This is a genomic window from Acinetobacter sp. 1294243 (assembly GCF_000588015.1).
Taxonomy (GTDB): Bacteria; Pseudomonadota; Gammaproteobacteria; order Pseudomonadales; family Moraxellaceae; genus Acinetobacter; species Acinetobacter pittii.
The window spans coordinates 68,458-91,552 of the sequence record NZ_JFXG01000010.1 but is presented as its reverse complement, the minus strand read 5'-3'; the positions used below and the strand labels follow the sequence as shown (position 1 = coordinate 91,552).

Below are 23,095 nucleotides of genomic sequence, written 5' to 3'. Positions count from 1 at the left end.
ACTCCATATTCATGACTACCAATCCTGATTGGTAGTTTTCGCTTTCTTTACCGCTATTGATTCGGCTAGATGGCTTTTCCCGTTCATCCACAGCATTCCTTCTGCGGACATTTTTATGCTCTTAAATAAGAGATGGCTTATGTCGGGAAACATTGAAATGGATGTTAAACCCTTTAAAAAACTGATGAATCGATATAAAGTTAAATCACTATTGCAAAAAACTTAATAATCATGAATGCAGATACGGAATTAGCTTTCTTTTGTTTATTGGTTAAACAAGGAAGTCTTGTCGCGACGGCACGAGAGTTAAACTTGACTCCACCTGCGGTTTCCAGACGTTTAAATCAACTTGAAGAGCGTTTAGGTGTAAGGCTTTTAAATAGAACAACACGCCGAATTAGTTTAACCAGTGAAGGTGAGGTCTACTTTGAAAATGCGGTTCGTATTTTAAAAGAGATTGATGAAATGGAGCGTTTGGTTTCAAGTAGTCGGGCAGCACCCAAAGGGGTATTGCGTGTGAATGCTCCTTTAGGCTTTGGCCGTTCTTATATTGCGCCAGCGATTTCTACATTTGCCAAAATCTATCCTGATGTCGATGTCCAACTGCATTTAACAGACCGCCCGATTAATCTGCCAGATGAAGCCATTGATGTCTCAATCCGCTTTGGCGAAATACCTGATTCACGTCTAATTGCAAAAAAATTGGCAGCCAACCGCCGTTTATTATGTGCATCACCTAGCTATTTAAAAACGGCAGGGCAACCACTCACTCCTCATGATTTAACACAGCATCAGTGTATTGTGATTCGGCAAAATGATTCAGCTTATGGGAATTGGCGGTTAAGTCATGGCAAACAAGTTGAAACTGTTAAAGTTCATGGGCAACTAAGTACCAATGATGGGGCAGTTGCATTAAATTGGGCCTTAGAAGGCTATGGTATTTTGATGCGAGCAGAGTGGGACGTAGCAAAATATTTAAGAAGTGGTAGATTAGTTCAAGTGCTAGCGGACTATGAAACACCACCAGCAGATGTCTATGCGGTGTATTTAGAGAGACTGAATCTGTCACCTAAAGTCGCGCACTTTTTAGATCATTTACGCCAATTTTTAAATCAGCATGTCGATGGGCCAGAGCCGCGTTCAAGCTGGTAATGGTGCTATTAATCTTGATTATAAAAAAGTCAACTTAAAGTCTAAGTTGGCTTTCAATATTATTTTCTATTTAAACGCAAATGCAATAACCGTGTTGCTGAGGTGTGGCGAATTTCATCGATACGTGCATTAAAATATCGTTCAGTGATGGCTTCACCGGAAAGATCTTCGACCACTTCAAATCCCATCTGCTCCACGGCCTGATGTAAATCTCTTGGTTTAAATTGGCCCAATAAAGGCTCTTTCAGCAAATAGGTAAATTGTGCAACGCCCATACTTCCAAGTCGCTCAATACCGTTTAATTCCTGAAAATCGGTCGAATAGTCGAGTACCACTTCACTACCGTTTGCAGCAAAGTTGGCAATACTTTTTAAAGTTTGTAAGGTCGTTTGCGGATTTAAATAATGAGTTGTGCCTAACCATGAAAAAAATGCAGGAGCAGATGAATCGTAGAGACTTCTGTTTAATGCTTCTGAAATAGACTCTTTCTCAAAGTTAATCGCAACAAATTCAACGGTAGCAGGAATATTCCCTAACTTTTTTAGCTTAGTCTGTTTGGCCGCTTGAGTATCAGGATGATCCACTTCAAAAATTTTCAAAGTAGGGTAGTGGTGTGATTCACGTAGTGCAAAAGAGTCTAGGCCAGCACCCACTAACACATATTGTTGAGTATTTTGTTGAACGGCCTGATCAAGTAAATCTTCGGCATAACGTGAGCGACCGACCACTTGTCCAGTGAGTAAACCTAAAGTGCGGTTTAAAACAGCAGAATTCATGACTTTAACAATAAGTGGGCTAGAGAGAAGTTTTTTCCAGCCTTTACTGGTCAGATCAAAAGCATAAGGATCTGAAAATACAGGGTTTTGTGTATTTTGAAAATGATTGGCTCGTAATGCAGCAGCGGCTTCAGCAGTACGGCTTTATTTTCCTTCTTTTTTCTTTTTTCTGTTTTTTTATTTCTTGAAGATATTCAACGAAGAAGGCAGTGCATTTCATGAAAACCTAAAATACACTGCCTATTTCTTACAACGGATTTGATCGAAATTACAAATTAGTAAGTTTTCGTCGTTTGATACGTCACTTCATAATCTTTCAAATCTACTTTTTTCAAACGCTGTTTAAGTTTTTTCAATGACCAAGGCCATGCGGCAAAGTTACGACCGTTGGCATCAAGGTAATAACTCTTACATCCGCCACTATTAAATACGGTTGTTTGCAGGTGTTTTTGAACCAAGTCATTGTGCTTTTTAATCACATCAGATTTAACATTTAACTTGCTAATTCCTTTGTTTTTAATTTTCAATAAGCCATCTACGATATAGTCGAGCTGTGCTTCTGCCAAACCAATGAAAGAATCATAGACTAATACGTTTGGACCCAAAACTAAAAATGCATTCGGTACATTTTCAATATTGGTCCCTAAGTAAGCCTCTGGTGAAGTATTTTTCCATAAATCATTTAAACGTTGTCCTTTTTCATTAAACACACGTTTACCGATTGGTGGGTGAGATACTTCAAAGCCTGTACCCCAAATAATCACATCAACTTCGTGGCGTTCACCATTCGCAGCAACCACTGTGTTGCCTTCTACTTTCACTAAACCATGTGGAATAAGTGTGGTATTCGGTGCTTGTAAAGCAGGGTAATAGTTGTTAGCAAACAAGATACGTTTACAGCCGATATCAAAGTTTGGCGTTACATTTTTACGTAGAACTGGGTCGTTAATTTGCAATTTAAGTAATTGCTTACCCAATACATTGATTGGTTTTAGGGCAAGTGGATTACGTAAACCAAAGTTAATTGCATTCAGCGTTAACGCGACACTTTGACGCCAGCTCGCCTGAATAGCTGGATATTTGGCAATGACTGATTTACTAAACTCGCCCAAGTCGGTATCTGGTTTTGGCAGTACCCAAGGTGCTGTACGTTGGAACACAAACAGTTCTTTCGCTTTTGGTTGGATTTGTGGCACAAACTGAATAGCAGATGCACCAGTACCAATCACGGCAATGCGTTTACCTGTGAGGTCATAATCATGATTCCATTTCGCTGAATGGAACATTTCGCCTTTAAATGTTTCTAAGCCTTCAAGACGTGGAATTTGAGCTTCGGTAATTGGACCTGTGGCAAAAATAACGGTTTTAGACAAATATTGTCCAGTAGTGGTGTCAAGCACCCACACATGACGTGAATCATCCCACGCAGCATTGAGCAATTCATTGTTGAACTCAATTTTAGATGCAATATTAAACTCGTTACTTACATCTTCCAGATAACTCAAGATTTCTGGTTGGCGCGCAAATAAATGGCTCCATTTTGCACTTGGTGCAAATGAGTAAGAATAAAGAGCAGAAGGTACATCGCAGCCACAGCCTGGGTAGGTGTTTTCACGCCATGTTCCACCAACACGACTAGCTTTTTCAATAATTTTATAATTGGTATAACCAACTTGATCTAGGCGAATGGCAGCAGCGATCCCTGAAATGCCCGCACCCACAATAAAAGTATCGAAAATATGGCTTGGTGATTTGACAGCTTTTTTTGCTGATGCATTTGTTTTCATTTGAGCAGTCATATGTGTACTACCTATAAATTTCTTATTTAAATAATTTGTACGATGTACCAAGGAACTTGGTATACAAGCTTGGGGATGCACGTTTCATGAGCCAGAATAACTTCGCATCAATTTGAGGAATGGTATACATCTCATCCTGATCAAGACGATTAAGGGTTAATCTTGCAACATCATCACTTGTGGTGAGCGCATAGTTCATCAGTGCATGGTCTGCAAGCTTTGAATAACGTCCTGGAATTCGACCATTTTTAATGATATTGGTAGGTACCAGCGTCGGGCAGAGCACATTCACTTTAATATTAAACTTACGCAGTTCGGCAGAAAGTGTTTCTGAGAGCGCACGCACACCCGCTTTAGTCACGTTATAAGCAGTCATTTCTGGTGCAGCCGTGTAAGATGCCGCAGATGCCACATTAATAATCGCGCCGTAACCTAACTTTTTAAACTTGGGAACAAATGCATGACAACCATGAATAACACCCCAAAGGTTAATATTCATGACCCAGTTCCAGTCTTCTAGGGTTAGCTCATCAAACTTGCCACCCAAACCCACACCAGCATTATTAATGACAAGAGTTACAGGGTGCCCAAGCAAGATTTCAGCAGTCTCAGCGAGATGGTTAACTTGTTCAGCATTACCCACATCACAACGCATAGCAAAAGCTTTTGCGCCTTCTTGTTCAAGAAGTTTTACTGTTTCTTCAGCAGCTTCGAGATTAATATCTGCACACACTACGCTACCACCACGTTTCGCAAGTTCAATTGCAAAACTTCGACCAATCCCACTGCCTGCACCCGTCACTACGGCATAAGCTTTTTGGCTTGGTTTAACTTTCTTTTTGCCAAATAAAATCATGATTCATCCATAAATAGCTTGAAGAGATACCAGCTACCTATTCGATAGCTGGAAATGCAGGACGATTAAGACATGCGTACTGGTGGGGTAAATTCTTTAACAAAGTAAGGAGCAATTGCGCCGCCTTCTGTCAGCAATTTCTTTTTGTAATACTCAAGATATTCAGTCGTATCATGATCATTTGGATGAAAGTCTGGGCGTAAGTAGTCAAGAATTTGACCAATCGTACTGCCGAAAACTCCGTCTTTTGGACCAAAGATTAAGCCTACACCACGACGAGCGTCCTTCCAGAATTTCAAGGTCAGCATCTCTTGTGGCTTTCTTAAAACAGGGACAAATAATGTAGTCGCAGGGATTAAACCTAAAATGGTAAATAGCGCGAGGAAGAAACCAGACGCACGTAGTGCATAACTACCATTTAACAGTTGATAGACATCATAGGCAATATCTTTATGCTCAGATTCTTCAAGCATATGCCACATCCAAAGTGCGCGGCTTTTTTCGTCATTTGAATAATAGAAGTTCTTTTCATGCTTCATCATGTATTCAGCAAGTACCGCAGTAAAATGCTCAATACCCGCCATCATTGATAATTTGAGTGGCTGTGGAAACTTTAAGAAAACATATTTAAAGAAGTTTGAGCCAAGAAAACGATATAGAGCGACAGGATATTCAGCATCTTGAAGGGCATCGTTATATTCATTGTGCAATTTTGAGTGAATTGCTTCTTGGCCAATCAACGAAGTTACTCGCTGCTTTAATATTGGATCTTTGATAAATTCACGGTGATGGCGAGCGGTTTCAATAACCAGATCTTCGCCATAAGTTAAAAACACCGAAAGTGTGGCAAAAAACAAAGTAGCAAATTGATTGTCCATATAGAATCTGACATCAATTTCTTTACCATCAAAACCAATATTTAAATGTCTGATCGGAATTGAGCTTTTGCTAGCAAAATCTGGTAGCTCAATTTCACGCTGAAATTTAAGTTTGTTAAATGATTTTTTAACTGCGGTCGAGATCATGGCGACACCCTGAAGCAAAGTAGTGGTGCATTTTGATGAAAATTAATAAACTCAATGATCAACAAAGCACTGTAAAATTCCATTTTCAAAAACAGATAATTCTCTGCATTGACTACGGTGTTGTTGCTCCGTTATTTGTTTGATTATTTGGCTGAATAACGGAAGAAGAACCGAGGCAGACAAAAGAGCTGCTTAAAGAGTCTTCTTTAATTTTTTCATATTAATCTGACATTATGTTCGGATTCAATTCGGGTAAATTTTTAAATATATAAAAGTATTTTATAGACATTCTTTGTAATAATAATTTTAAATAAATTTGATTTATATTTTTGAAATATAAAAAATTAAATTTATTCCTGATCTCGGAAAATAGTAAATAAAAGCATCGATTGATTGATAAGTTGAGATCTGTTTTTCTCAGTTTTTCTGATTAAGTTTGACAACTATTCGGATTTTGTTTTTTTATTTCTACCGAGTTAGATTACATGCTAATCTGACTTTATGTTCGGATTATTGATTAGATCGTATGACTACGCGTAAACCTCGTCAAACTCGAGCCAAAGTCACTGTCGACACGATTATTGAAGCAGGTTTTATTGCAGTGGCACTTCACGGACCAAGTGGCACTACAACACGCCATATTGCAGAGATTGCAGGGGTGAGTGTCGGGTCTTTATACGAATATTTTAAAAATAAAGAAGAAATTTATGATGCGATGAATCACTTTTTTGTTCGGGAAATTCTGGACATGATTACAGAGCTTACACCGACGATTTTACAGTTGGAGTTAGAGCCTGTCATCGAAATGATTTTTTATACTTTTAGTGATTTATTAAAGAAAAATAACGACCGCTATTTGACTGTTTTGCGTTATGCAGGGGAGTTACAGTACGACAAATACATTCCCAAAATTGAACAGGCTTTAATGGAAGTGATCATGAAATATATGATGCACAATCCTAAATACCTAAAAATCAATAATTTGCCTGTAATTACCTACATTTGTATCAATAGTGGAATTTTTAATGTCGCACGGCATCTTATTTTGCCAAACCCTTATATTAGTTTTGATGAAATGGTGCAGGGGCTAACCACGATGATTATGAGCTATATCAATACAGAGATGGCACGTTCAGAAGAGCACTGAGCTGAGTTAGAATTTTTATAAGTCCGATCAAAAATAAAAAAGCCCTCGCATAAATTTTATGCGAGGGCTTAGTTACATTATGGCATGGTTGGAACTTCTTCAGGACGCATATCGAAAATCAAAATTTCGGCGTTATCACCATTGGTAAACGATAAACTTCCGCCTTCACGAATACGTGCAGCATCGCCAGTGTTAAATGTTTTACCATTTACATCAACACGACCTTTGGCAACGTGTAGGTAAACATATCGATCCTCAGGAATCACAAATTCAGCAGTTTTTTGACCATCAAAAAGACCTGAGTAAATATTAATGTCTTGTTTGATCGATAAAGTTTTCTCGCCACCTTTCGGTGAGATGATCAAATGCAATTTACCGCGTTTGTCTGCTTCATCAATATGAACTTGTTGATAGTCTGGCTCTGTATTCACTTCATTTGGAACAACCCAAATTTGCAAGAAATGAACGCCTTCTTGAGCTGAGTGGTTAAATTCACTATGAGCAACGCCACGACCTGCACTCATCAGCTGAATGTCACCCGGCACAATCACAGAGCCTGTACCCATCGAGTCTTTATGCTCTAATGCACCTTCCAGTACATAGGAAATAATTTCCATATTACGGTGAGGGTGAGTACCAAAGCCTTTAGATGGAGCAACGTTATCATCGTTAATTACAAGCAGATCCGAAAAACCAACTTGTTTAGGATCCCAATAGTTAGCAAATGAAAAGCTATGTTTTGATTGTAACCAACCATGATGTGCTGCACCACGCTCGTGAGATAAACGCATATCAAACATGATGTATTCTCCTGATTTAATTTTTTATCTGAGTACAGTTTATCGTAGCGTTTATTGGAATGAAGCTATGAAAATGGAAAGCTTGGTGCGATTTATAGAACGATAAAATTTGGACGTAATTTTGCTAGTCAACCAATAGAGTCAAAGGAGAAAAAATATTTTTTAAATGAGATGATGATTTCTTTGAGATGAATTTTTACTTTTAAAGCTAAACAGGCAACATAGAAATTAGTCGCTAAAGAAACAATTTTAAAGAAAAGTACATTAACGAAAATAGCTCCTTTTTATTTCATTTAAAGCTTAGCAAATAAAAACAAATTTCAAGCCATATACACATTTGTCTATGCTCTATCTTTAAAATAACTTAAGAGTTAAAACCGATAAAAAGATAATATTAAAAATAACTAAAATAAGCTCTTATTAAATAAAGTTACTTTTCAATGGAAAAGTTTAGTATTTAGTAGGTTTTTTAATGATATTTTTAAAATAACTTTTATTTTCAATAATTTGAATAAGAGTGTGTTATTGTAAATAAATGTGAAAATATTCACAAAGCTATAATTTTTTGTTAAGATCATTAACATTAAAAACATAGAGATAATAATAATGATCAATAAAGTATTAATAGTGTTGTGTGTGGGTATCGTCTTTGTATTAGGGTATTGGGCTTATTTAGATACTCAAAATAAAAGACATCAAGAGCTAATGCAGATCATACAAGAAGCTGAAAAAAACCTGCAAAGTATCGAACGAAATCCGAATCATGCTCATCACAGCAATTTAGCTTCTTTTCATATGCAACAATATATAGGCGAGAAAAAAATTATTTTCTAACAATAACGAGCTATAAATTTCTAACTTTTTACAGTGTCATTGGTCATATCTTTTCATAAATTTTGATCATGTTTCTGTTGAATCTGTTAAACTTATTGAACGTATAGTAAAAAAGCTGCATAGGGGTTATGCAGCTTTTTTGTGTTTCAAGAGGGGCTGTGGTTGTTTGCTATGTATAAAGCTAGAAATCAAATGAGTGGCATATTTGTTGCTTCTTAAATTTGAGATTCTTGTTTATAGGACTGAACAGAAAAACAATATTGTTCAGCGACGTACATAGACGTAAATATTCCACAGTTCAGATTTTGCATAGAGGCTACTTATGGCGGCGCCCAATTCTTCGGCAGGCTGGTTAGAGCGTTTATTTAAGCTAAGCGACAATAAAACCACTTTCCGAACTGAAGTTCTTGCTGGTGTAACTACATTCTTAACGATGTGTTATATCATTATTGTCAATCCACTCATTTTATCTGAAACCGGCATGGATCATGGTGCCGTATTCGTTGCAACCTGTTTGGCAGCAGCAATCGGATGTTTAGTAATGGGGATCATTGCAAATTATCCAATCGCACTGGCCCCTGGTATGGGTTTAAACGCTTACTTTACCTACTCGGTTTGTATGGGGATGGGCGTGCCGTGGCAAACAGCTTTAGCGGCTGTTTTTGTTTCAGGCCTTGTTTTTCTTGCAATTAGCTTCTTTAAAATTCGTGAAGCGATTGTCAATGCGATTCCGATGTCACTTAAGTTTGCAATCGGTGGGGGTATTGGTTTATTCCTAGCACTGATTGCACTAAAAAATGCTGGAATCATTGTTGATAACCAAGCGACATTAGTCGGTTTAGGCGATATCAAACAGCCTACAGTATTATTAGCGCTATTCGGATTTTTAATGATTGTGGTTTTACACCAATTAAAAGTTCGCGGCGCAATCATTATTAGTATTTTAGTGGTTACGGCCATCGCTACTGCTTTAGGTTTAAATGAATTTAAGGGTGTAGTGGGTCAAATTCCTTCAATTGCACCAACATTCATGCAAATGGACTTTGAAGGTCTATTTACAGCAAGTATGGTGGGCGTCATTTTCGTATTCTTTATTGTCGACTTGTTCGACAGTACAGGTACTTTGGTTGGTGTTTCACACCGTGCAGGTCTTTTACAAGACGGTAAATTACCTCGTTTGAAGAAAGCATTATTTGCAGACTCTACTGCAATCGTTGCTGGTGCCGCATTAGGTACATCTTCAACTACACCATATATTGAATCAGCTTCAGGTGTAGCAGCAGGCGGACGTACTGGTTTAACTGCTGTTGTGGTTGCAGTCTTATTTATCTGCTGTTTATTTTTAGCACCTCTTGCTCAATCTGTACCAGGTTTTGCAACGGCGCCAGCTTTATTGTTTATTGGTGTGTTGATGATCCAAGGGATCACTCAGATTGATTGGGATGATATTACTGAAGCTGTTCCAGCATTTTTAACCATTGTATTTATGCCATTCACTTATTCAATTGCTGATGGTATTGCAATGGGTTTTATTAGCTATGCATTAGTTAAATTATTCACGGGTAAGGCAAAAACTGTACCGTACATGGTATGGATTATTGCTGCGCTTTGGGTATTTAAATTTATCGCGTTTGGCGGTTAATATGATTTTTTATAATTTTCTTCTTGAGCTATCTTAGACATAGTTTTCAATAAGAAGAAAATTATAAAAGGGTGTGATTTTGACCACACCCTTTTTTCTTTAGACGTGGAGTTAATATGAATCAAGTCGAGCTGATTCGCGCCTTACCAAAAGCCGAATTGCATGTGCATATTGAAGGGACTTTTGAACCTGAATTAATGTTTGCAATTGCCCAGCGCAATCAGATTCAGATTCCTTACAAATCTGTTGAAGAAGTAAAGCAAGCTTATAACTTTCATAATCTTCAATCATTCTTAGATATTTATTATGCTGGTGCAAATGTTCTTGTACATGAACAAGACTTTTATGATTTAGCATGGGCTTATTTTGAGAAATGTGCCGAAGATCATGTCGTTCACACAGAAATGTTCTTTGATCCGCAAACCCACACTGACCGTGGTGTTGCGTTCTCAACTGTGATTAATGGTTTAAAGCGTGCGTGTGCAGATGCCAAAGCTAAGTTTGGTATCAGCTCTCAACTGATTATGTGTTTCTTACGTCATTTAAGTGAAGAAGCTGCATTTGAAACACTTGAACAAGCTTTACCATTTAAACAAGACATTATTGCAGTCGGTCTCGATTCAAGTGAAGTAGGGCATCCGCCAGCTAAATTTGAACGTGTTTTTGCAAAAGCACGTGAAGAAGGTTTCTTAATCGTTGCTCACGCTGGCGAAGAAGGTCCCCCTGAATATGTATGGGAAGCTTTAGATCTACTTAAAGTGAATCGTATTGATCATGGTGTACGTTCTGAAGAAGACGAACAATTAATGGCGCGTTTAATTAATGAAAAAATGCCGTTAACGGTTTGTCCTTTAAGTAACTTAAAGCTATGTGTTGTTAAGGATATGAAAGATCATAATATCCGCCGTCTTTTACAAAAAGGCGTACACGTGACTGTTAACTCAGATGATCCTTCATATTTCGGTGGATATATGAATGATAATTTCTTTGCCATCCAGCAAGCTTTAGACTTAAACAATGATGAGTTGAAACAACTCGCAATTAACTCTTTTGAAGCCTCTTTCATTTCAGATGAAGAGAAACAAAAGTGGATTGCAGAAATCCAAAAAATCTAAATAAAAAAACCGCCCGAGATAGGCGGTTTTTTTTATACATCGGGTTTATTTAGGTTGTTTAGTCATACTATTTAAAATATTGTCTTTATCAATAAAGTGATGTTTTAAAGCTGCAAGTACATGCCCAACAATAAGAAAACCTGCAAACCAAGAAATATAAATATGTAATGGTTTAACAATAGCTAAAAGCTCTGGGTTATCTTGCACTAAACGCGGAATTTCAAATAAATATAAAACAGGGGCAGGGTGACCAGCACTCCAACTAAACAAGCAACCAGTGACAGGTAAAGCCACTAAAATTACATAAAGGAATAGATGACCCACGTGTGCCAGAGTTTTCATCATCGGTGACATGGTGTCAGGTAGTTTTGGAGCTGGATGTGTATAGCGCCATAAAATCCGGATAATTACTAAAAAGATAATTGTGGTTGCAATGTTCTTGTGCAACGTAATCACATCACCTTTAAAGCTGCCATCAACGTCATAGCTTAAAAAATTTCCACTATAAAAGCCAATAACCCATGCGACGATGAAAATGATTGCCATCACCCAATGCAGAATTTGTGCGGTACGGGTGTAATACTGAGAGGAAGCAGCAGGCATAAAAGACCCTTTTTTTGTCGTTTTGATTTGTGATTTTAGGGGAAAGCGCAGATTTTGAGAAATGTTTTAAATGTGACAGAGCGTGCTAAAAACAGAACGTTTTACTGCATAAAAAAGCATTTGATGAGCTGGGTTTCGGTCGGCAAAATAGTTTGCATAAATGCATCAAATTATTTGTTTCTTCTAAAGTTGAGTTTAGGCACAATACGCGCTGCCAACGTTCAATCAAAGGAAAAAATGATGAAAAAATTGATGCTCGCTCTAGCACCAGTTGTTTTAGCTTTAACAGCATGTGCAACAACTACAGGCACTGCTACAGGCACTGCTACAGGTGCTGCTTCTGCACAAACCACAACTCAACAATTGGGAGTTGCTGCGTTAAAGGTTGCTGTAAATGCGAAATGTATTACAGAGATTAATAATGTCGCAGCTTGGAAAACAGCAACAAAATATATGACTGCTGAGCAACGTGATAGCATCCAAACCAATGTTTGTGGTTGTGTGAGCGAAAAGGCTCCAAACAGTGTGACAGCAGTAGAATTAGCTGCAGCTGCACTTGATGTAAATACACGTGCTACAATCGTAAACCAAGTGGTTTCTAAAACTGTAAATGCTTGTGTGGCAGAAGCTTTACAAAAGTAATTAATAAATTATGTGTTAAAGAAGGCTGATTACTATTGATCAGCCTCTTTTGTTTAAAGGTAGTGAGTTGATGTTTATTGCTGGTGTAGATGAGGCGGGACGGGGACCTTTAGTAGGTTCGGTTGTGGCAGCAGCCGTTATTTTAGATCCGAATAATCCAATTTTAGGATTAAATGATTCTAAAAAATTAACTGAAAAGAAACGTGAAAAGTTGTTTATTGAAATACAAGAAAAAGCCTTAGCTTGGTCAATTGCTGAAGCAACTCATGCTGAAATTGACGAACTAAATATTTTACAGGCGACTTTTTTGGCTATGCAACGCGCTGTTGACGGCTTGAAAACTCAACCTCAAAAAGTGATCGTTGATGGTAATCAAATTCCGAAAGGAATTATTATTCCTTGTGAAGCCATTGTTGGTGGAGATGCAAGCCATGCTGAAATTAGTGCAGCAAGTATCTTGGCAAAAGTGACACGAGATCGACAGATGGCAGAATTAGATCAGCAATATCCGTTATTTGGTTTTGCCAAACATAAAGGATATCCAACCAAAGCACATTTTGAAGCGATTGCCGTGCATGGCGTGATTGATCAGCATCGTCGTAGTTACGCACCTGTTAAACGTGCTTTAGGTCTATAAATACAACCACTTAAAAAATTTAAAGCGACTATAAAGTCGCTTTAATTAGGGAGAGAACAACTTCATACTAACGATTGAAGTTTTTCTGTGCATAATTATCATCTTCATAAGAAACTTGATAATCTTGATCAAGATGTTGAAGGTGTTCATGCATTGCACGTTCATGTTGAATACGTTGATAAATTTCTTCGCGATGAACAGAAACCTCTTTTGGTGCATTCACACCAATACGAACCTGGTTTCCTTTGACGCCAAGCACAGTAACACTGACTTGATCCCCAATCATTAATGTTTCCCCGACACGGCGGGGCAGAATCAGCATGTTTATCTCCTTGCTAAACGCTTAAAACTGCAATATTGGTACCCAAATAAAAAGCTCAACCTCAGTTTTCAGTCAGATTCTAACAGAAATATGAGAACAAAGTCATATTTTGATAATCTCTGCCAAAAAACTTTCCGTTTAATATAACAGAGCCGCTATAAAAAAAACTATAGCGGCTCTGTGTTTTCTTTGATTATTGTCGGACAAGTAAACATTTTTTAATGAATTCTTGACCGGTTGGTAAAATTAAGCGCGGGCGCTGCTTTCACCATGTTCACGATCCAAACCAAAAGCGGTATGTAAGCAGCGAACAGCAAGTTCAAGGTATTTCTCGTCGATAATCACAGAAACTTTAATTTCAGAAGTTGAAATCATAAGAATATTGATACCTTCATCAGCAAGGGCAGTGAACATTTTGCTCGCTACACCTGCGTGTGAACGCATACCTACACCAACGATAGATACTTTAACGATGTCATCACGTGTTGAAACTTCACGTGCGCCAATATTTTTAGCAGTTTCGTTTAAGATTTTTTCAGCTTTCGCTAAATCAACACGGTTTACAGTGAAAGTGAAATCTGTTGTGCCATCTTCTTCAACATTTTGCACTATCATATCGACTTCGATATTGGCATCACTTACTGGTGATAAGATTTTAGAAGCAATGCCTGGTTCATCAGGTACACCTAAAATCGTTAATTTTGCTTCGTCACGGTTAAAAGCTATACCTGCAATAATTGGCTGTTCCATAGTATCTTCTGCCTCAGTAGTAATGAGTGTACCAACATTTTCTTTAAATTCGTCGTCAAAAACGCCGTCGTCGTCATTATCAAAGCTTGATAATACACGTAAAGGAACTTGATATTTCCCGGCAAACTCTACTGAGCGAATTTGTAAAACTTTAGAACCTAATGATGCCATTTCTAGCATTTCTTCAAAAGAAATACGGTCGATTTTTTTGGCTTTAGGAGCAACGCGAGGGTCAGTAGTGTAAACACCATCTACATCAGTGTAAATCTGGCATTCGTCAGCTTTTAAAGCAGCAGCAAGAGCAACACCTGAAGTATCTGAACCACCTCGACCTAGTGTTGTGGTATTTCCATTAGCATCAAAGCCTTGGAAACCGGCAACCACAATAACACGGCCTGCATCTAGGTCATTGGTCATGACATCTGTATCAATAGACTCGATACGCGCCTTGGTAAATGCACTGTCAGTTTTAATACCGACTTGACGTCCGGTATAGGATTTAGCTTCCACACCAATCGAATTAAGTGCCATAGCTAACATGGAAATCGTCACCTGTTCACCGGTTGAAACCATTTGGTCTAACTCACGTGGGTCAGGTGTTTCGGTAATGGCTTTAGCGAGAGCAAGTAAGCGGTTTGTTTCACCACTCATTGCAGATACGACCACAACAACCTTGTGACCGTGATCATGCCAACGCTTCACACGACGAGCAACATTTAAAATGCGCTCGGGGGTACCCATAGAAGTACCGCCATATTTTTGAACGATTAATGCCATAGTTGTTCCATATAAGCCATGACCCTGAGAGGCTTTTCAGGGTCAGTTACACAAAAAGTGAAGTCTTATTTTTGTTCAAGCCATGCAGGCAATGCTGCGATAACTTGTCCAAACTTCTCGTTAAGTGGCGCGCCACCTTGTGCTAAGTCAGGTTTACCACCACCTTTACCACCTAACTCGGTTGCTAGATGTTTGATGATGTCACCTGCTTTTAGAGTTGCAGTGTATTGTGATGCAACTGAAGCAAGTAGGCTGACTTTGTCACCCTCTACACCAGCTAACACAATAATTGCATTCTCTAATTTCGATTTAACACTGTCATGTAAGTTGCGAAGTGATTTTGCATCTACACCTTGAACAGTGGTAATAAGCGTTTGACGACCAGCAATGGTTTGTACCTGGTCAATCAATTCTGACGCTTGGAAGTTTGCCAATTTCTGATTGAGCTGTTCAATCTGCTTTTGTAATGCAGAAACCAATTCAACATTGGCTTGTACACGCTCAACAGTTTGGTCTTTCTGTGCTTTTAATAAGCCATTAATGTGCTGGATATCAGCATCAGTTTTTTGTACTACATCTAGCGCTTTAGTACCTGTAACAGCTTCAATACGACGTACACCAGCAGCTACACCACCTTCAGAAGTGATTTTGAATAAACCAATATCACCTGTACGTTTAACGTGGATACCACCACAAAGTTCAATTGAGAAGTTTTTCTCATCAATAATTGAACCCATAGAAAGTACACGTACTTCATCACCATATTTTTCACCGAACAACATCATGGCACCTTTAGCTTTTGCAGCCTCGATATCAAGAAGTTCGGTTGTTACAGCACTATTTGCAATAATTTCTGCATTCACTAAGCGCTCAACTTGTTGTAACTGTTCAAAAGTTACAGGTTGGTCATTAGCAAAGTCGAAACGTAAGATATCGCTTGCAACTAAAGAACCTTTTTGTTGTACATGTGAACCTAAGATTTGACGAAGGGCAGCATGTAATAGGTGAGTTGCAGAGTGGTTACGTGCAGTTGCTTCACGAATGTCTGCTTTAACAATCGCTTCAACATTTTGATCGGCTTTAAGACTACCAACGGTCACAATACCTTGATGAACAAAGGCACCACCTGACTTTTTAGTATCTTGAACTTCAAAAATACCAGTTTCATTTTTGAAGATACCAGTGTCGCCAATCTGACCACCACTTTCAGCATAGAAAGGAGTTTGGTTTAAAACGATAAGCGCTTCATCACCTTCAGAAACTTCATCAACTTGTACGCCATCTTTGTAGATCGCTACAATTTGACCTTGACCAGTGGTGTTGATGTAACCGTCAAACTGAGTTTCGCCTTCAACTTTTACAATGTTGTTGTAGTCAACTGCAAACTTACCAGCATCACGAGCACGTTGACGCTGTGCTGCCATTTCTACTTCAAAACCAGCTTCATCAATAATAAAGTCACGTTCACGTGCAATATCAGCAGTTAAGTCTGTCGGGAAGCCGTAAGTGTCGTAAAGTTTAAATACAGTGGCACCAGGAATCGTCTTATCTTTTAATTGAGCAAGCTCGCCTTCAAGTAGTTTTAAGCCTTGCTCAAGTGTTTTAGCAAACTGTTCTTCTTCACGAATTAAAGTTGCTTCAATCACATCTTTACGCGCTGCAAGCTCTGGATATGCATCACCCATAACTTCAATTAAAGGTTGCAACATTTTGTAGAAGAACGTACCAGTTGCACCAAGTTTATTACCGTGACGCACGGCGCGGCGGATAATACGGCGAAGTACATAACCGCGACCTTCATTACTTGGGTTTACACCATCAGCAATGAGGAAACAACATGAACGTGCATGGTCTGCAACAACACGTAAAGAAGGCTGACCTTGGTCTTCAATACCAATAATATTTGCAGCAGCTTTTAATAAGTGTTGGAACAGGTCAATATCGTAGTTTGAATTAACATGTTGCAATACAGCAGAAATACGTTCTAGTCCCATACCTGTATCAACAGATGGAGCAGGGAGAGGGTGAAGCACGCCATCAGCAGTACGGTTAAACTGCATGAAAACGTTGTTCCAGATTTCAATGAAACGGTCACCGTCTTCTTCAGGTGTGCCTGGTAAACCACCCCAAATGTGATCACCATGGTCAAAGAAAATTTCAGAACATGGACCACATGGGCCAGTATCACCCATTGCCCAGAAGTTGTCAGATGCGTATTTTTCGCCTTTATTATCACCAATACGGATAATACGTTCTGGCGCTAAACCGATTTCTTTGTTCCAGATGTCGTAAGCTTCGTCATCGGTGTGGTAAACCGTGGCATAAAGTTTATCTTTTGGTAAAGCAAGCCATTGTTCGCTGGTTAAAAATTCCCATGCGAATTTAAGCGCATCACGTTTGAAATAATCACCGAATGAGAAATTACCTAACATTTCAAAGAATGTATGGTGACGTGCAGTGTAGCCAACGTTGTCTAAGTCATTGTGTTTACCGCCAGCGCGTACACATTTTTGAGATGTAGTTGCACGCACGTAGTCACGTTTCTCAAGACCTAAAAAGCAGTCTTTAAACTGGTTCATCCCAGCATTTGTAAATAATAAAGTTGGGTCGTTGGCAGGAACAAGAGAACTCGACGCGACACGTGTATGCCCTTGCGTTTCAAAGTAGCGCAAAAATGCTTCACGAATTTCAGCAGATGTCATTAAACGAGTACTCACAACCAAGTCACTCCATATTTTCGAATTTGGCTAAATGTATCAATGCCTGTTTGTTTTATGCCAAACCTTGCATGTGATACGGGGCTTATTTTTTAAAAACGCTAAATTGTAGCGGAAAAACCCCACCGAACCAACGATTTTAAAAGGAATATCTTACAAAACTGTGATTTGGCTAAAAATCTATATTCAATTGGCCTTGACGTGCTTTACTATATGCCTTCTTTAGTTTGTAGTTTTGTTGATAAGGATAGGTCATGCAACGTATCGCCATTAATGGGTTTGGTCGGATTGGACGTAATGTTTTACGCGCCTGGTTCGAAAGCCCAAAACAATTTCATTTTGAAATCGTGGCGATTAACGATATAGCAGATGTCCAGACATTAGTGCATTTATTTAAATATGATTCTACGCACGGCCGCTTCAATGGAAATGTAGATATATTCATTGAAAATGAAAAAGTTTTTTTGAATATTCAGTCAAATCAACGAACGCTAAAAGTTGAGGTTTTAAAGCAGAAACCACCTGAACTTTTACCATGGTCTAGTTTAGATATTGATGTGGTACTTGAGTGTACAGGACTGTTCCGTTCTCATGCGGATGCGACACGTCATCTACAAGCAGGGGCGAAGCGGGTCATTATTGGGGCGGCACCTTTTGATCATGTTGACGCAGCCATTGTTTATGGTGTGAACCATAATGAAGTCAAAGTGACTGATCAGATCATATCAAGCGTTTCATGTACTACACAAGCTTTAGTTCCATTAGTCAAAATCATTGATGATGCTTTAGGTATTGAAACTGCGCTTATGACAGAAATTCATGCAGTGACAGCAGATCAATCTGTTCTTGACCACGCACATCGTGATTTACGTCGTGCTAGAGCTTCAGGGCAAAATATTATCCCGACCACATCTAGTGCACTCGGCGCATTAAAGCGTGTTATGCCTAAAATGGAAGACCGTATTGATGGTTATTCAATTCGTGTACCAACTATTAATGTGGCGGCAATTGACTTAACTTTTATCGCGCAATCTCCAATTACTGTGCATCACATTAATGAAATACTAATTAAAGCATCTCAAACAGACTATGCAGAAATTATGGCGGTAACAGATGAGCCATTAGTTTCGAGTGATTTCAATCATTCACCTTATTCACTCATCGTTGATTTAACTCAGACGATGGTCGTTGGCCATCAAGCTAAAGTATTCGCTTGGTACGATAATGAATGGGGCTATGCAAATCGTTTATTGGATCTGTGTGATTCTTTCTAAATTTAAAATACCTTAAGAAAGCTATTCAAAGATTAAATCTGGTTAATTGGCAACAAGGAGATAGCTCAGATATTGGCCCATTCTTTGGTCGAAGAACTTTTGTCTATGATATGAGTGAATGAGAATAAGGTATTGAATATTATTGTTAATTCATGAAATCTTCTTTTTGACTTTAGAGTTTATTAAGAAAGATTTATGCAAATTGTCAGGTGCATGGCACAAAGTATCATGCTACACTAAGAGAAATCGGGTGTGTTCCCGATTTTTTTATGTGGGGTCGTTCCACGTTGATCAGATTTTAGGCTTGAAATATGACCATTTCAGAGACATGGTTGCTGCCTGACGGGGTAGCAGATGTATTGCCGGAACAGGCGCAAGTCATTGAAAAACTTCGCCGTGAAGCTTTAGATTTCCTCGCGGTACGAGGTTATCAATTGGTATATACACCATTTATCGAATACATCGAATCGTTGTCTTCATTATCAGAATCAAATCAAGACTTAGATTTAGTAACTTTTAAGGTCATTGATCAGCTCTCAGGCCGTTTACTCGGTGTTCGTGCTGATATGACGCCACAAGTTGCACGTATCGATGCACATGTAAGACCAGTTGAAGGTGTTGCACGTTACTGTTATTCAGGGACTGTATTACATACTAAACCACAAAATTTTAATGCCACACGTGCACCTCTACAATTAGGTGCAGAGTTATACGGGCATGACAGTATCGAAGCTGATGTCGAAATGGTCGATGTTATGCTGGGGTTGATCGAGAACATCTATACTTTACAAGGCGCGCATTTAGATTTGGGTCATGTAGGGTTGTTCCGCAGTTTAGTAAAATGTGCTGGACTGTCAAAAAATGAAGAGCATGAGCTTTCAGATCTTTATCAAAGAAAAGCGTTACCAGAGTTAGCTGAATTTACTCAAAACCTCAATATGGGTTCTGATTTCTATGCACTTGGCCGCTATTCTAGTGATCTAGAAGCATTGCAGGCGAATTTAAGTGCAAACATCTTACAAGATGCTGAATTTAAGTCAGCATTAGATGCACTTAAAACGACACTTGCGCAAATTAAAGGCCGTTGGCCAAATCTCAATATCGGTATTGATGTTGTAGAGCTACGTAGTTATCACTATCACACTGGCTTAATGTATGCGGTCTATGCACCGAATCGAGCTGCGCCTTTAGCACAGGGTGGCCGTTATGATGGTATTGGTGAGCACTTTGGCCGCGCACGTCCTGCTACTGGCTTTAGTTGTGATTTATATGCCTTAGGTGCAAATCAGTTCGCGGAAATCGAAACTGTTGTTGCTCCAAAAGGCTCAGAACAGGATTTACTCTCAGCAATTTCGAATGCACGTGCTCAAGGTTTACGTGTGGTTCAATTGTTAGGTAATGATGATTTAAGTTCTATTCCATATGCGACCCATCAACTCGTGTCGCAAAATGGACAATGGAATATTAAAAAGATTTAATCGCCAACGGTAAATTTTTACTGGTGGTTTCCAATTTTAACAGCATGATGTAATGAGGCTATTATGGGCAAAAATGTTGTGGTACTTGGTACCCAATGGGGCGACGAAGGTAAAGGTAAAATCGTCGACCTGCTCACAGATCAGGCGGCTGCGGTAGTACGTTATCAAGGCGGACATAACGCAGGTCATACTCTTGTCGTAGGTGGTAAAAAGACTGTATTGCACCTCATTCCATCAGGCATTTTACGTGAAAACGTATTGTGCTTAATTGGTAATGGTGTAGTACTTTCACCAGCCGCGTTAATTGAAGAAATGGGAATTTTGGAAGCGGAAGGTGTTCCTGTTAAAGAACGTCTACGTATTTCTCCAAACTGTCCACTCATTTTGCCTAACCACATTGCACTTGATCAGGCACGTGAGAAGAAACGTGGTAATGCTAAAATCGGTACTACAGGTCGTGGTATTGGTCCTGCATACGAAGATAAAGTGGCTCGCCGTGCAGTGCGTGTTGCTGACCTTGTTCGTGGTGGTGCAGCATTAGAAGAAAAACTTCAAGAAATGCTTGAGTTACATAACTTCCAATTAACTCAGTTCTACGGTGTAGAAGCTGTTAAATTTGAAGATGTATTGGCTCTTTGCAACCAATGGCGTGAAGTGCTTGCTCCATTAGTGATTGACGTGACTAAAGTGTTGCATGACTATCGCAAAGAAGGTAAGGCTGTAATGTTTGAAGGAGCTCAAGGCTCACTTCTAGACATTGACCACGGTACTTATCCGTATGTTACGAGCTCAAATACAACTGCTGGTGGCGTAAGCTCTGGTTCAGGTATGGGACCTTTACATCTTGATTATGTATTAGGTATTACTAAGGCTTATACAACACGTGTAGGTGCTGGTCCATTCCCAACTGAATTGGTTTACGATGCAGCTGCTGATTCTGGTGATCCGATTGGTAAACATCTAGGTACAGTTGGTCATGAATTTGGTGCTTCTACTGGCCGTCAACGCCGTTGTGGTTGGTTTGATGCTGAAATTCTTCGCCGTTCTGTAGATGTAAACTCACTTTCAGGTATTTGCTTAACTAAACTTGACGTTTTAGATGGTTTGGAAGAAGTAAAAATCTGTGTAGGTTATGAAAATACAGATTCAGGTTGTGTAGGTTCTTCAGATGCGGTTTCTTTTGAATGCTTGAAGCCAATCTATGAAACTATGCCTGGTTGGAGCGAGTCGACTGTTGGTTTAACTAGTATCGATCAATTACCAGCAAATGCTTTGGCTTATGTTAAGCGTATTGAACAATTAATCGAATGTCCGATTGATATCGTTTCAACTGGTCCAGATCGTGCAGAAACAATTGTTTTACGTCATCCATTCTCTGCTTAATTAGCAAAGATTAAAAAGGCCTCCTGAAAGGGGGCTTTTTTTATACCCGACTAAAGTGCAGTTTTCGTTTTATTAGATTCAGATTAAAACGTTATATATAGATAAGGAAGGATGGGCTCAGGATGAAGCTGCAACCAACTATTTCAAAAACAATTTTTTATTCTTTTTTATTTGCTATTGGTGGTTCACCCACGCTGGCGATGTTGGTTATTTATGGACAGGAATATCATGAAGATTTCTTTATGACCGCTTTTATGAGTTTGTCGGTTTTGTTCGCATGTGTGTTAATTCCTGTTGTACTCATACAAAATAGTTATTTACTCTGGAAACGGGAAAGTCCTAATCTTGAAGAGAAAGTTAAAACCTTAAGTCATGTTTATCTGGGTTTAAATGTAATCCGTTTAATTTTCTGGATTTATTTGATGACTTTATCTACTTGATCGTTACATAAATACTATGATCATGAAGAAATGAGACATTTAAAGCATGAGTGGTATTTCTTATAATAAGTGCAAAAGAATAAACAGCTTTTTATCGATTTAGGTGATCCGTGTTATGAATAAAAAACTCTTTTTAAGCTTGTGTGCAGCAAGTGTGATGACCATTTCTGGCTGTGCAACAGTGGCGGACATGGCTGGTGCGGATACTGCAACCTTAAATGCTCAATCTGCTCAAGGTTTTAATAAGATGGTGCAGGAAGCACGTGGTAAGGGTGCTCTCGATACAAGCTCTAGTACATATAACCGTATTAATGCTGTATTCAACCGTTTAAAACCATATGCCAACCAGATGAATCAGACTGGTCAACCATTTAGCTGGCAGTTAGCGGTGTTGAAATCAGATACAATTAACGCTTACGTTGCACCTGGTGGCAAGGTCGTGTTCTATACAGGTATTGTGAATAAGTTGAACCTGACAGATGCTGAAATTGCAGCTGTTATGGGACATGAAATGACACATGCTTTAGAGGAGCATGCAAAAAGTAAAATCGGTGCACAAGCTTTAACTGATTTAGCTCTAGGCATCGGTTTAAGCTATGCGGGTAATAATGTAGGCCAGCTTGGTACTGCTGCCGCTCAGTTAGGTACACAAGTGGGTGTAGGCTTACCATATTCTCGTAGCTTGGAAAGTCGTGCTGACCAAGGTGGTTTAATGTTGATGGCGCGTGCAGGCTATAATCCAAATGCAGCGATTACGCTTTGGGAAAAAATGAATAAGCTTGAAGGTGGCGGTGGTTCATCATTCTTGTCTACTCACCCATCTAACTCACAACGTATTGGTGATATGCGTAAAAACTTACCTGCGGCAATGGCAGTTTATAATAGCCGTAAATAAGATATAAATTTTATATAGATAAAGAAAACGG

General features: G+C 38.9%; 20 protein-coding genes and 1 pseudogene. 12 read left to right on the top strand and 9 right to left on the bottom strand.

All coding sequences use genetic code 11. The features are described from left to right. The first annotated feature begins 231 nt into the window (after positions 1-231). Positions 232-1,152 (top strand): LysR family transcriptional regulator, encoded by a 921-nt coding sequence (locus tag J655_RS17175; RefSeq protein ID WP_002163157.1) that lies wholly within the window; start codon positions 232-234, stop codon positions 1,150-1,152. Positions 1,153-1,211: 59 nt separating this feature from the next. On the opposite strand, the pseudogene J655_RS17170 reads toward J655_RS17175, so the two are convergent. The 4 genes and pseudogenes from J655_RS17170 to J655_RS17155 form a co-directional block, all read right to left on the bottom strand. Beyond that, positions 1,212-2,072: pseudogene (locus tag J655_RS17170) on the bottom strand (class I SAM-dependent methyltransferase); the annotation flags it as partial. A gap of 131 nt (positions 2,073-2,203) precedes the next feature. Next, positions 2,204-3,727 carry a flavin-containing monooxygenase gene (locus tag J655_RS17165; RefSeq protein WP_032052694.1) on the bottom strand — a complete coding sequence of 508 codons (1,524 nt, stop codon included), beginning with the start codon at positions 3,725-3,727 and terminating at the stop codon, positions 2,204-2,206. 22 nt (positions 3,728-3,749) lie between these two features. Continuing rightward, positions 3,750-4,583, bottom strand: coding sequence for an SDR family NAD(P)-dependent oxidoreductase (locus tag J655_RS17160; protein ID WP_002163159.1), 834 nt, complete (start codon positions 4,581-4,583; stop codon positions 3,750-3,752). A gap of 65 nt (positions 4,584-4,648) precedes the next feature. Then, a complete protein-coding gene (locus J655_RS17155; protein ID WP_002163169.1) occupies positions 4,649-5,608 on the bottom strand; it encodes a metal-dependent hydrolase in 960 nt (319 codons plus the stop codon). A 526-nt stretch (positions 5,609-6,134) separates the two neighbouring features. Between J655_RS17155 and J655_RS17150 the strand changes: the two genes are divergently transcribed. Continuing rightward, positions 6,135-6,755, top strand: coding sequence for a TetR/AcrR family transcriptional regulator (locus tag J655_RS17150; RefSeq protein WP_002163161.1), 621 nt, complete (start codon positions 6,135-6,137; stop codon positions 6,753-6,755). 77 nt (positions 6,756-6,832) lie between these two features. Here the strand turns inward: J655_RS17150 and J655_RS17145 are convergent, their stop codons facing one another. Beyond that, positions 6,833-7,555: a pirin family protein gene (locus J655_RS17145; protein WP_032052693.1), complete on the bottom strand. Its 723-nt coding sequence runs from the start codon at positions 7,553-7,555 to the stop codon at positions 6,833-6,835. 606 nt (positions 7,556-8,161) lie between these two features. Between J655_RS17145 and J655_RS0104605 the strand changes: the two genes are divergently transcribed. The 3 genes from J655_RS0104605 (at position 8,162) to J655_RS17135 (ending at position 11,146) form a co-directional block, all read left to right on the top strand. Next, entirely contained in the window at positions 8,162-8,389 is a 228-nt protein-coding gene (locus J655_RS0104605; protein ID WP_002163179.1) for a hypothetical protein, read from the top strand. Positions 8,390-8,711: 322 nt separating this feature from the next. Continuing rightward, positions 8,712-10,031: an NCS2 family permease gene (locus J655_RS17140; RefSeq protein WP_002163170.1), complete on the top strand. Its 1,320-nt coding sequence runs from the start codon at positions 8,712-8,714 to the stop codon at positions 10,029-10,031. A gap of 116 nt (positions 10,032-10,147) precedes the next feature. Further along, a complete protein-coding gene (locus tag J655_RS17135; RefSeq protein ID WP_002163181.1) occupies positions 10,148-11,146 on the top strand; it encodes an adenosine deaminase in 999 nt (332 codons plus the stop codon). Positions 11,147-11,191: 45 nt separating this feature from the next. On the opposite strand, the gene J655_RS17130 is transcribed toward J655_RS17135, so the two are convergent. Beyond that, the gene (locus J655_RS17130; RefSeq protein WP_032007133.1) at positions 11,192-11,749 is read right to left on the bottom strand and encodes a cytochrome b; all 558 of its coding nucleotides are present in this window, start codon (positions 11,747-11,749) and stop codon (positions 11,192-11,194) included. Between the two features lie 240 nt (positions 11,750-11,989). On the opposite strand from J655_RS17130, the gene J655_RS17125 reads away from it, so the two are divergent. Beyond that, entirely contained in the window at positions 11,990-12,391 is a 402-nt protein-coding gene (locus J655_RS17125; RefSeq protein ID WP_032007134.1) for a hypothetical protein, read from the top strand. 70 nt (positions 12,392-12,461) lie between these two features. Further along, positions 12,462-13,028, top strand: coding sequence for a ribonuclease HII (gene rnhB, locus J655_RS17120; protein WP_002163155.1), 567 nt, complete (start codon positions 12,462-12,464; stop codon positions 13,026-13,028). A gap of 67 nt (positions 13,029-13,095) precedes the next feature. On the opposite strand, the gene csrA is transcribed toward rnhB, so the two are convergent. The 3 genes from csrA to alaS form a co-directional block, all read right to left on the bottom strand. Further along, positions 13,096-13,350: a carbon storage regulator CsrA gene (gene csrA, locus J655_RS17115; protein WP_031950299.1), complete on the bottom strand. Its 255-nt coding sequence runs from the start codon at positions 13,348-13,350 to the stop codon at positions 13,096-13,098. Positions 13,351-13,596: 246 nt separating this feature from the next. Further along, entirely contained in the window at positions 13,597-14,877 is a 1,281-nt protein-coding gene (locus J655_RS17110; RefSeq protein ID WP_002115333.1) for an aspartate kinase, read from the bottom strand. Positions 14,878-14,942: 65 nt separating this feature from the next. Then, on the bottom strand, positions 14,943-17,579 hold the full coding sequence (gene alaS / locus J655_RS17105) for an alanine--tRNA ligase (RefSeq protein WP_005802693.1): 2,637 nt from the start codon (positions 17,577-17,579) through the stop codon (positions 14,943-14,945). 269 nt (positions 17,580-17,848) lie between these two features. On the opposite strand from alaS, the gene J655_RS17100 reads away from it, so the two are divergent. From J655_RS17100 to J655_RS17080, 5 genes are all read left to right on the top strand, one after another. Next, positions 17,849-18,868, top strand: a complete 1,020-nt coding sequence (locus J655_RS17100; protein WP_032052692.1) for a type I glyceraldehyde-3-phosphate dehydrogenase — start codon at positions 17,849-17,851, stop codon at positions 18,866-18,868. Positions 18,869-19,179: 311 nt separating this feature from the next. Then, positions 19,180-20,346, top strand: coding sequence for an ATP phosphoribosyltransferase regulatory subunit (locus J655_RS17095; protein WP_002121550.1), 1,167 nt, complete (start codon positions 19,180-19,182; stop codon positions 20,344-20,346). A gap of 63 nt (positions 20,347-20,409) precedes the next feature. Then, complete coding sequence (locus J655_RS17090) at positions 20,410-21,729, top strand: adenylosuccinate synthase (RefSeq protein ID WP_002121613.1); 1,320 nt, start codon at positions 20,410-20,412, stop codon at positions 21,727-21,729. Between the two features lie 122 nt (positions 21,730-21,851). Further along, positions 21,852-22,169 carry a hypothetical protein gene (locus J655_RS17085; protein WP_032052691.1) on the top strand — a complete coding sequence of 106 codons (318 nt, stop codon included), beginning with the start codon at positions 21,852-21,854 and terminating at the stop codon, positions 22,167-22,169. Positions 22,170-22,284: 115 nt separating this feature from the next. Then, positions 22,285-23,064: a M48 family metallopeptidase gene (locus J655_RS17080; protein ID WP_002121572.1), complete on the top strand. Its 780-nt coding sequence runs from the start codon at positions 22,285-22,287 to the stop codon at positions 23,062-23,064. The last annotated feature ends 31 nt before the right edge of the window (positions 23,065-23,095 follow it).

What these genes read in the sequence shown, in the direction of transcription:
- J655_RS17175 (WP_002163157.1), top strand. Translation starts at nt 232, where the DNA reads ATGAATGCAGATACGGAATTAGCTTTCTTTTGTTTATTGGTTAAACAA.
- J655_RS17165 (WP_032052694.1), bottom strand. Translation starts at nt 3,727, where the DNA reads ATGACTGCTCAAATGAAAACAAATGCATCAGCAAAAAAAGCTGTCAAA.
- J655_RS17160 (WP_002163159.1), bottom strand. Translation starts at nt 4,583, where the DNA reads ATGATTTTATTTGGCAAAAAGAAAGTTAAACCAAGCCAAAAAGCTTAT.
- J655_RS17155 (WP_002163169.1), bottom strand. Translation starts at nt 5,608, where the DNA reads ATGATCTCGACCGCAGTTAAAAAATCATTTAACAAACTTAAATTTCAG.
- J655_RS17150 (WP_002163161.1), top strand. Translation starts at nt 6,135, where the DNA reads ATGACTACGCGTAAACCTCGTCAAACTCGAGCCAAAGTCACTGTCGAC.
- J655_RS17145 (WP_032052693.1), bottom strand. Translation starts at nt 7,555, where the DNA reads ATGTTTGATATGCGTTTATCTCACGAGCGTGGTGCAGCACATCATGGT.
- J655_RS0104605 (WP_002163179.1), top strand. Translation starts at nt 8,162, where the DNA reads ATGATCAATAAAGTATTAATAGTGTTGTGTGTGGGTATCGTCTTTGTA.
- J655_RS17140 (WP_002163170.1), top strand. Translation starts at nt 8,712, where the DNA reads ATGGCGGCGCCCAATTCTTCGGCAGGCTGGTTAGAGCGTTTATTTAAG.
- J655_RS17135 (WP_002163181.1), top strand. Translation starts at nt 10,148, where the DNA reads ATGAATCAAGTCGAGCTGATTCGCGCCTTACCAAAAGCCGAATTGCAT.
- J655_RS17130 (WP_032007133.1), bottom strand. Translation starts at nt 11,749, where the DNA reads ATGCCTGCTGCTTCCTCTCAGTATTACACCCGTACCGCACAAATTCTG.
- J655_RS17125 (WP_032007134.1), top strand. Translation starts at nt 11,990, where the DNA reads ATGAAAAAATTGATGCTCGCTCTAGCACCAGTTGTTTTAGCTTTAACA.
- rnhB (WP_002163155.1), top strand. Translation starts at nt 12,462, where the DNA reads ATGTTTATTGCTGGTGTAGATGAGGCGGGACGGGGACCTTTAGTAGGT.
- csrA (WP_031950299.1), bottom strand. Translation starts at nt 13,350, where the DNA reads ATGCTGATTCTGCCCCGCCGTGTCGGGGAAACATTAATGATTGGGGAT.
- J655_RS17110 (WP_002115333.1), bottom strand. Translation starts at nt 14,877, where the DNA reads ATGGCATTAATCGTTCAAAAATATGGCGGTACTTCTATGGGTACCCCC.
- alaS (WP_005802693.1), bottom strand. Translation starts at nt 17,579, where the DNA reads ATGACATCTGCTGAAATTCGTGAAGCATTTTTGCGCTACTTTGAAACG.
- J655_RS17100 (WP_032052692.1), top strand. Translation starts at nt 17,849, where the DNA reads ATGCAACGTATCGCCATTAATGGGTTTGGTCGGATTGGACGTAATGTT.
- J655_RS17095 (WP_002121550.1), top strand. Translation starts at nt 19,180, where the DNA reads ATGACCATTTCAGAGACATGGTTGCTGCCTGACGGGGTAGCAGATGTA.
- J655_RS17090 (WP_002121613.1), top strand. Translation starts at nt 20,410, where the DNA reads ATGGGCAAAAATGTTGTGGTACTTGGTACCCAATGGGGCGACGAAGGT.
- J655_RS17085 (WP_032052691.1), top strand. Translation starts at nt 21,852, where the DNA reads ATGAAGCTGCAACCAACTATTTCAAAAACAATTTTTTATTCTTTTTTA.
- J655_RS17080 (WP_002121572.1), top strand. Translation starts at nt 22,285, where the DNA reads ATGAATAAAAAACTCTTTTTAAGCTTGTGTGCAGCAAGTGTGATGACC.